The 6,886-nt window shown below is 66.9% G+C and carries 7 protein-coding genes and 1 pseudogene; 2 read left to right on the top strand and 6 right to left on the bottom strand.

Going from position 1 to position 6,886, the window contains the following annotated elements; all coding sequences use genetic code 11:
* Positions 1–147: 147 nt before the first annotated feature.
* A pseudogene (locus QSJ19_RS20150) lies at positions 148–406 on the bottom strand (hypothetical protein); the annotation flags it as partial.
* A 125-nt stretch (positions 407–531) separates the two neighbouring features.
* Positions 532–1,446 (bottom strand): LysR family transcriptional regulator, encoded by a 915-nt coding sequence (locus QSJ19_RS20145; protein WP_286322777.1) that lies wholly within the window; start codon positions 1,444–1,446, stop codon positions 532–534.
* 114 nt (positions 1,447–1,560) lie between these two features.
* Between QSJ19_RS20145 and QSJ19_RS20140 the strand changes: the two genes are divergently transcribed.
* The gene (locus QSJ19_RS20140; protein WP_286322776.1) at positions 1,561–2,748 is read left to right on the top strand and encodes an MFS transporter; all 1,188 of its coding nucleotides are present in this window, start codon (positions 1,561–1,563) and stop codon (positions 2,746–2,748) included.
* Here the strand turns inward: QSJ19_RS20140 and QSJ19_RS20135 are convergent.
* Positions 2,729–2,878, bottom strand: coding sequence for a hypothetical protein (locus QSJ19_RS20135; RefSeq protein ID WP_286322775.1), 150 nt, complete (start codon positions 2,876–2,878; stop codon positions 2,729–2,731). The two genes, QSJ19_RS20140 and QSJ19_RS20135, sit on opposite strands and share 20 nt — an antisense overlap.
* Here QSJ19_RS20135 and QSJ19_RS20130 point away from each other — a divergent pair.
* The gene (locus QSJ19_RS20130) at positions 2,855–3,721 is read left to right on the top strand and encodes a PIG-L deacetylase family protein (RefSeq protein WP_286322774.1); all 867 of its coding nucleotides are present in this window, start codon (positions 2,855–2,857) and stop codon (positions 3,719–3,721) included. The genes QSJ19_RS20135 and QSJ19_RS20130 overlap by 24 nt on opposite strands.
* Before the next feature lie 39 nt (positions 3,722–3,760).
* Here QSJ19_RS20130 and QSJ19_RS20125 read toward each other — a convergent pair whose 3' ends face one another.
* The 3 genes from QSJ19_RS20125 to QSJ19_RS20115 form a co-directional block, all read right to left on the bottom strand.
* A complete protein-coding gene (locus QSJ19_RS20125) occupies positions 3,761–4,186 on the bottom strand; it encodes a DUF779 domain-containing protein (RefSeq protein WP_286322773.1) in 426 nt (141 codons plus the stop codon).
* Positions 4,187–4,204: 18 nt separating this feature from the next.
* Positions 4,205–5,728, bottom strand: coding sequence for an acetaldehyde dehydrogenase ExaC (gene exaC, locus QSJ19_RS20120; RefSeq protein WP_286322772.1), 1,524 nt, complete (start codon positions 5,726–5,728; stop codon positions 4,205–4,207).
* A 174-nt stretch (positions 5,729–5,902) separates the two neighbouring features.
* The gene (locus tag QSJ19_RS20115; RefSeq protein WP_353507164.1) at positions 5,903–6,862 is read right to left on the bottom strand and encodes an aminotransferase class I/II-fold pyridoxal phosphate-dependent enzyme; all 960 of its coding nucleotides are present in this window, start codon (positions 6,860–6,862) and stop codon (positions 5,903–5,905) included.
* Between the last annotated feature and the right edge of the window lie 24 nt (positions 6,863–6,886).

Genomic DNA, 6,886 nt, shown 5'->3' with positions numbered 1-6,886 from the left:
ATGGTTCGGTGATCGAACGCGCACCGGCCACCGGCACGCCCGACGGTTGGGAGCCCAACCCCGACATCGCCGCCGACGCAACCACACCGGTCGGCGGCGGCCGCCTGAACGTTCCGCGGAACGCTCAGGCGGCCGAGCCACTTCCGGTCAGGGAATGAGCGACTCCAGCGAACCGAAGGCGCCACCCGCACCTGTGGCGGCGAAGTTGGGTCGTGCAGCCGTTGAAACTCACGTTGTCGACGTTCACCTTGGCGCCCGGGGTGTTGGGCTGGCTGGAGATGCCGTAGTCGTCGACGACGGCCTTGTCACCGGCCTGGAGCAACAACTCGGCCAGCGTGGCGGTCTGACCACGCGGGATGGTGCCCAACTGTCGAGTCGCCCACCACTGACCCGACGACGCCGCGTCCGCGGTCCATTCGGATCGTGCCTCCATGACATCGTTGTGAGTGGAGTCGTTCTCGGACACAGCGCTCGCACGCCGACGAACTGACTACGTCCGTATCCACCCTTTCTGCGCAGATATCACCATGATCAATTCCGGGATCGGGTTCGTGTATGCGGCGGCGTGCCCGCATTTCTCCGCACCACGAATTCCTTGAATCGTTCCGCCGCCTCGGGCAGCGGTCGCGGACGGAACCAGGTCAGGCCTATCTCACGGGTTTCCCCCGTCAGCGGGATCAGCGCGACGTCGGACGCGGCTCCGCGCTGCGGGTCCGGGTCGTCGACCGGCACGACCCCGATGCCGAGTCCGGCTCCGACGAGTCCGGTGATGGTCGTCAGTTCGGCCGACTCGAACGTGACGGTCGGCGCGATGTCGGCGGCGGCACACAGCTCGTCGAAGATCCGCCGCATGCCGAATCCGCGTTCCATGACGATGAACTCGTCGTCGGCGACCTCGGCGAGTCCGATCGTGGTGCGGTCCGCGAAGCGATGACCACGCGGAACCACCAGCGCCAGCGTCTGTTCGGCGATCGCGTGCCACGCCGTGTCGGTACGCATGGGCCTCGGCGAGACGATCGCGAGATCGGCGTCGCCGTTCACCACGTGATCGATGACCGTGGCCGCGGCGTCCTGCGTCAGCGTGAACCGGGCACGCGGGTTGGCGTCACGGAAGCCACGGATGAGATCCGGCACGAGCATCATGCCGAAGGAGTGCAGGAATGCGAGTCGGACGACGCCTCGAGCCGGGCGGCGCAACTCGTCGATCTCGCGGCGGGCCGCGTCCAGCTGCACGCGGGCACGTCGCGTGCGTTCGAGGTAGACCTGCCCGAACCTGTTGAGCACCAGCCGTCGCCCGTGCCGATCGAACAGCTCGACACCGAGGTCGGCTTCCAGACGTCCGACGAACCGGGACAGGGTCGGCTGCGACACCCGGACCTGCTCGCCCGCTGCCGTCAGGTTCTCCGCTTCGGCGATCGCGATGAACCAGTCGAGTTCGTGGTGCATGGCACCCACGTTAGCTGCAATTATTCAATATTGAACGAGAAATCATACAACAATTCATTTTGAGCAACAGGAGTCGTGGTGTGACGCTGGACGACGATGACGACGACGGACACCATGACCACCACGACCCGCCACCTTCCTGGCACTCACGGGTATCGACGCGCGACGATCGCACTGTTCGCCGCGGGCATGACGACGTTCATGGCGCTGTACTACGTGCAGGCACTGCTCCCGCAACTCTCGGACCATTTCGGCATCTCGCCGACGACGTCCGCGCTCGCGGTGTCGTTGACGACCGGTTTCCTGGCGGCCGCGATCATCCCCGCGAGCGTCCTCTCCGAACGATTCGGCCGCGTTCGCGTCATGGTCATCTCCGCGGTCGCCGCGTCTGTGATCGGCATCCTGCTGCCCTGGTCGCCGACGATCGAGGTGATGCTCGGCGGACGGGCGCTGCAGGGCGTGCTCTGCGCCGGGGTGCCCGCTGTCGCGATGGCCTACCTCGCGGAGGAGGTCGACGGACGCTCGCTCGGCACTGCGATGGGCCGGTACGTCGCGGGCACGACGATCGGCGGCCTGACCGGGCGACTCATCCCCGGGTTCGCCGTCGACCTGGTGTCGTGGCAGTGGGCGCTGGAGATCGCGTGCCTCGTCTCTCTGGCGTTCGCGCTCGTCTTCTGGACGACGGTTCCGGCGTCGCGATTCTTCACCCCGCAGCACGTCTCGCCGACGACGACTCTGCGCAATCTCGGCGATCACCTCCGCGATCCCGCGCTGCTGCCGCTGTTCATCGTCGCGTTCGTGCTGATGGGCGGGTTCGTCACGGTCTACAACTTCCTCGGATACCGCCTGCTTCAGCACCCCTTCGACCTCAGCGAAGCTGTCGTCGCGACCGTGTTCCTCATGTATCTGGCCGGCACGTTCTCCGCCACCTACGCGGGTCGCCTGGCCGACCGGATGGGCCGTCGGGGCGTGTTGGTCGCGTCCGTGTTCATCATGCTCGCCGGCCTCGGACTGACCGTTCCGGACTGGTTGCCCACGGTCCTCGTCGGCATGTTCCTGTTCACCGCAGGCTTCTTCGCCGCCCACTCCGTCGCCAGCGGCTGGGTCTCGGCACGCGCCACGGACCACCGTGCGGAAGCATCGTCGCTCTATCTGTTCCACTACTATCTCGGCAGCTCTGTCGTGGGAGCGCTTGGCGGACTGGCTTTCTCGTCGTTCGGCTGGGCCGGCGCGGCGGGCTATGTCGGCGTGCTGGTGCTCGCCGGTTTGGGACTGGTGGTGTTCAGGTCCAGTGCTCGGTGATCGCCTGGATCGTGGTGACCACGTCGTCGGCGTCACCTTCCGGCGTCCCGTCCGGGCGCAGCATGTCACGATCGTGCCCGCCGCAACCGATGACATGATCGAGGCCGTGAGCACAATCGTTTTCGTCCATGCCCACCCCGACGACGAGGGCACGGCAACGGCGGGCAGCATGATCCGCGCATCGCGCGAAGGACACCGGGTGGTCGTCGTCTATTGCACCGATGGCGATCCGGGCGAGCGTAGCGACGGGGAAATCGATCCGGGCGAGCGTAGCGACGGGGAAATCGATCCTGACGACGTGCCCGACGACCTGGCGCCCGGCGAGACGATCGCGAGTCGACGACGCGGCGAGGCCGAGGCCTCAGCGCTCATCACCGGGACCGCGCGGGTCGCGTGGCTGGGCTACTCCGACTCCGGGATGACTGGATGGGCACGCAATCACGCCGACGGCATCTTCTCTCGCGCCGATCCCGACGAGGCCGCCCGCCGACTCGGCGACCTGTTCGACGAGGAGGCCGCCGACGTCGTCGTCGGCTACGACTGGCACGGCGGATACGGCCATCCGGATCACATCATGTTGCACCGCACGACGCTGGCCGCGGTCGAGATCGCGGCGCGCCGGCCCCGCTATCTCGAGGTCACCATGAATCGAGATCTGATGCGACAGTTGTTCGTGGCCATGACCGAGATGGGTATGGAGGGTTTCGACCCGGACACCAGCGGCGACGACGGCAACCCCATCGGCACGCCCGAGGCCGAGCTGCACTGGGCGGTGGACCTGGGCGACGACGTGCTGGCCAAGCGCGAGGCGCTCGCCTGTCACGCCAGTCAGAGCGACGTCCGGCAGCTGCTCGAGATCCCCGTCGAGGCGTTCCCGTTCGCGTTCGGCACCGAGCATTACATCGAGCCGGGCAGGCCGCCGGGCATGGTGCGCGCGTGGTGGCTCGACGACTCACCCTCGCCAGTGATGTGACCTCACCCGAATGAGGTTGTGAGGTGTGTTGTCGGCGAGCTAGATTCCCGCCGTCGCGCCGGTGAGCGGCGGACTGGCCGCCAGCGCCTCGTTCTCCTCCGGGCTGAAAGCCCTTGCCCGCGAGAGGAACCGGACACCTTCGGGGGCTTCGAGACTGAACCCCGCGCCGCGGCCCTTCACGACGTCGAGGATCAACTGCGTGTGCTTCCACAGATCGAACTGGTCTCCGTTGATCCACACGCGGACATCGGGAATCAGCTCGGGGAGTTCGATCTCGCCGACGAGCACGTCGCGCTGGCCCACGCGGTACTCGCCGACCGGATAACACATGGGGGCCGAGCCGTCACAGCATCCACCCGACTGGTGGATCATGAGTCCGCCGTGCAGCTCCGACAATTTTGTCAGGAGCTGCACGGCGGAGTCTGTGGCGACCACCCGATCAGGGATCGTTTGTTCGGTGGTCATCTGTTGCACCTCTTCGGATCAGAAGAAACCCTTGGCGTTCTGAGCGTAACCAACCAGCAGGTTCTTCGTCTGCTGGTAGTGCTCCAGCATCATCAGGTGGTTCTCGCGACCGATGCCCGACTGCTTGTAGCCGCCGAACGCGGCGTGTGCCGGGTAGTCGTGATAGGTGTTCGTCCACACACGACCGGCCTGGATCTCACGTCCCGCGCGGTAGGCGGTGGCGCCGTCACGGCTCCACACACCGGCGCCGAGGCCGTAGAGGGTGTCGTTGGCGATGTGGATGGCGTCCGCGTAGTCCTTGAACGTCGTCACCGCGAGCACCGGGCCGAAGATCTCCTCCTGGAAGATGCGCATCTTGTTGTGGCCGTCGAAGACGGTCGGCTTGATGTAGAAGCCGCCCGACAGGTCGCCGCCGAGATCGGCGGGCTCGCCACCGGTGAGCACCTTCGCGCCCTCTTCCCGGCCGATGGCCAGGTAGGAGCTGATCTTCTCGAACTGATCGTTGGAGGCCTGCGCACCCATCATCGTGTCGGTGTCCAGCGGGTTGCCCTGCTTGATCTGATTGACGCGGTCGACGGCCTTGGCGATGAAGTCGTCGTAGATGCTCTCCTGGATCAGCGCGCGGCTCGGGCAGGTGCAGACCTCGCCCTGGTTGAGCGCGAACATCGAGAAGCCTTCCAGCGCACGGTCGAGGAAGCCGTCGTCCTTGCTCATCACATCGTCGAAGAAGATGTTCGGGCTCTTGCCACCGAGCTCCAGGCTGACCGGGATGAGGTTCTCCGAGGCGTACTGCATGATCAGGCGGCCGGTGGTGGTCTCACCGGTGAAGGCGATCTTGCGGATGCGGTTGCTCGAGGCCAGTGGCTTGCCGGCCTCCACGCCGAAGCCGTTGACGATGTTCACCACACCGGCCGGCAGCAGATCCGCGATCAGGCTCATGACGTAGAGGATCGACGCCGGGGTCTGCTCGGCCGGCTTGAGCACCACCGCGTTGCCGGCGGCGAGGGCGGGGGCCAGCTTCCACACGGCCATCAGGATCGGGAAGTTCCACGGGATGATCTGCCCGACGACGCCGAGCGGCTCGTGGAAGTGGTAGGCGACGGTGTCCTCGTCGACCTCCGAGATCGAACCCTCCTGGGCGCGCAGCGCGCCGGCGAAGTAGCGGAAGTGGTCGATCGCCAGCGGGATGTCGGCGGCGAGGGTCTCGCGGACGGCCTTGCCGTTGTCCCACGTCTCGGCGACGGCGACCTTCTCGAGGTTCTCCTCGAGACGATCAGCGATGCGCAGCAACACCAGCGACCGCTCGGCGACGGAGACCTTGCCCCACTGCGGTGCGGCCTTGTGGGCGGCGTCGAGCGCGAGCTCGATGTCCTCGGCGGTCGACCGCGCCACCTCGCAGAACGTCTTGCCGTCGACCGGCGACGGATTCTCGAAGTACTGACCCTTCACCGGCGGGGTCCACTGGCCACCGATCCAGTTGTCGTATCGCGACTCAAAGCTCATCACCGATCCCTCGGTACCCGGCTTCGCGTAGACGCTCATCTCGTGCTCCTCATGTTGTTCCGATTGAGGTGTCAGGGGTGTCACACGCGCCACGCACCGGTGGACATGTGATCTGTTGCACAGAGTAGGAGAGAGCTCGTTGCACCTGCGTTGCAGCGACGTACCCAACGTTGCAACGCCGGAAAAGCAGAGGTCAACGACCCTCCAGCGGACTCACCGCCCGAGGGCGTGCACAGTGTCGACGATGCGTTGCACACCCTGCTCGACCAGTTCCGGGGCACATCCGACGGTCACCCGGGCGAAGCCGCGGCCCTGCTCACCGAACGCGGGGCGGGAGTGCAGTGCAGCGCGAGGCGTCCGTGTTCGAGGATCGCGACGGCCGGGTCGTCGCCGAGCCCGAGTGCGCGCAGGTCGAGCCAGGCGAGGTACGACGCCGCCGGGCGGTGCAGCACCACCAGTCGTCACCGCCGGTGAAGGCCGCCTCGGTGCGGCGATGCCGACCTCGCGGGCGGCGTCGCGCACCGACGGGAACGGGACGAACGTCGGCTCGAGGTGATGGACGAGCGGGGCGTGGATCTCGTCGCTGACCACGACGGCATCGTGGGCTGCGGCCAGTTCGGCCACTGCGGCGAGATCCTCGCGGGGATGCACCGGCCCCGGAGCATTGTGCGGGTGACACAGCAACACCGCCCGGGCGCCCGCGCGAAGTGCATCCTCGATGCCGGTCAGATCCAGCGACCAGTCTCCTGGACTCCGGCACAACAGCGGAACCTCGACGAGGCGCCACCGGCCCCGGGGATCAGCCCGAAGAACGGCGGGTACACGGGTGGGGTGATGATGACCTGGTCGTCGTGCTCGATGGCCACGCGCAGTGCCTCGACGATCACCGCGCTCACATCGGTCGTCAGGCGGACGTCGGCGGGGATCGACAGCCCAGGCCCACTGACGATCGGCGAATCCGCGGAACGCCTCTCCGACCTGTCCGGGACCGTTGCAGTACCCGACGTCGGAGGTCCGGGTCTGCGCGACCATCGCGTCGGCGACGACGGGCGCGAGCGCGAAATCCATCTCCGCGACGAACATCGGCAGGACGTCGTCGGGGTGGGACCACCACTTCACGCTGGTGCGCCGACGCAGTGCGGAGAGCTCGGGCGCCATCGGTGCAGAGGTCACGGTCCCCGCTTATCGTGCGCGTGG

The organism is Gordonia sp. ABSL11-1 (assembly GCF_030315685.1).
GTDB lineage: Bacteria > Actinomycetota > Actinomycetes > Mycobacteriales > Mycobacteriaceae > Gordonia.
This window is presented reverse-complemented; position numbering and strand designations above follow the sequence as displayed.

Bases quoted from the DNA above. Each gene is read 5' to 3' on its own strand.
- QSJ19_RS20145 (WP_286322777.1), bottom strand. From the start codon at position 1,446: ATGCACCACGAACTCGACTGGTTCATCGCGATCGCCGAAGCGGAGAAC.
- QSJ19_RS20140 (WP_286322776.1), top strand. From the start codon at position 1,561: ATGACCACCACGACCCGCCACCTTCCTGGCACTCACGGGTATCGACGC.
- QSJ19_RS20135 (WP_286322775.1), bottom strand. From the start codon at position 2,878: ATGGACGAAAACGATTGTGCTCACGGCCTCGATCATGTCATCGGTTGC.
- QSJ19_RS20125 (WP_286322773.1), bottom strand. From the start codon at position 4,186: ATGACCACCGAACAAACGATCCCTGATCGGGTGGTCGCCACAGACTCC.
- exaC (WP_286322772.1), bottom strand. From the start codon at position 5,728: ATGAGCGTCTACGCGAAGCCGGGTACCGAGGGATCGGTGATGAGCTTT.